Source organism: Micromonospora sp. ATA51 (assembly GCF_016802855.1).
Classification (GTDB): Bacteria; Actinomycetota; Actinomycetes; order Mycobacteriales; family Micromonosporaceae; genus Micromonospora; species Micromonospora sicca.
The window spans coordinates 1-1,091 of sequence record NZ_JAEVHJ010000692.1; the positions used below are offsets into that span (position 1 = coordinate 1).

Annotated in this window: 2 protein-coding genes; one reads left to right on the plus strand and one right to left on the minus strand. The window is 72.9% G+C overall.

Annotated features, from left to right (window positions below):
• Nucleotides 1-167 precede the first annotated feature (167 nt).
• Nucleotides 168-347 carry a DUF4236 domain-containing protein gene (locus JNW87_RS38995; RefSeq protein ID WP_109802280.1) on the plus strand — a complete coding sequence of 60 codons (180 nt, stop codon included), beginning with the start codon at nucleotides 168-170 and terminating at the stop codon, nucleotides 345-347.
• Between the two features lie 102 nt (nucleotides 348-449).
• On the opposite strand, the gene JNW87_RS39000 is transcribed toward JNW87_RS38995, so the two are convergent.
• Nucleotides 450-1,091 (minus strand): hypothetical protein (locus JNW87_RS39000; RefSeq protein ID WP_238455500.1); only part of this gene is annotated, 642 nt, incomplete at its 5' end.

Sequence of the window (1,091 nt, forward strand, 5' to 3'; positions counted from 1 at the left end):
ATCAGGACACCGCGACCCTCACATTGCGGTGACACCGTTACGGACCTTCCATGCGAAAACGCACGGATTGCTGACACCTGACGATGGGATCAGCAACGGTTTCGCGAAACGCGGTTTCGGGCATGTTCGATGCCGCAGAGGCAGGGAGGCGACGAGAGGAGCCCGTGATGGGCATTCAGTTCCGCAAGCGTCAGAAGTACGGGCCGCTGGTGCTCAACTTCACCGAGAGCGGCTTCTCCTCCTGGAGCATCAAGATCGGCCGCTGGTCCTGGAACTCGAAGTCCCGCGCCCACCGCGTGGACCTGCCGGGGCCGCTCTCCTGGAAACAGGACAAGTCCCGGACGTGACGTCCCGAGGTCGAGCGGGGTGCCGGTGGCTCACCGGCACCCCGCCCGGCGTCCAGCAGGTGTTCGGCATCGGCGTGATCGCCACCGGTGCGTCCATCGCGGTCAGACAGTTGACCCGGCGGCGCTGACCAGCACCTCGCCGCCGAGCCGGCCGTGCTCCGGGTCCCGGGTCACCGCGCCCGAGGCGAGCAGCGAGGTCAGCGCGCGGTTCGCGTCGGCGGCCCGGTAGACCGTCGAGGTCAGCGTGAAGCGGCGCAGCTCGGTCACCGTACGCGGGCCGGAGCGGGCCAGCTCGGCCAGCAGCTCGCGGCGCAGCGGGCCGGGCTCCGGGTCGAGGGTGATGTTCAGCAGCCGTCCGGCCGGGTCGGCGGGGTCGCGGTAGCGCACCCCGGCGTACTCGTCGACCGCCCAGAGCGCGTCCTTCACCGCCTCCAGGCCGCGGTCGGAGCCGGTCGCGTAGGCGAACAGCCGGGCCGGGGCGTCGTCGGCGGGAACGAGGTCGACCTCGGTGACCAGCGGGAAGCCGGCCGCCGTCAGCGCCGGCCGCGGTGCGCGGCCGACGTCGGTGACCAGCAGCAGTTCGGCCGGGCGGCCGGAGGCCGCAGCGTTCAGCAGGGCCGGCGTCGGCTCCGCGCCGTCGACGACGGTGAGCAGCGGCGCGCCGGCCGCGCCGGCGGCCTTCAGCGCCACCGGCAGCCGGTCCGGGTGCCCGGGCACCACGTGCACCGCGACGTCCGCGGGCAG

Bases quoted from the DNA above. Each gene is read 5' to 3' on its own strand.
- JNW87_RS38995 (WP_109802280.1), top strand. From the start codon at position 168: ATGGGCATTCAGTTCCGCAAGCGTCAGAAGTACGGGCCGCTGGTGCTC.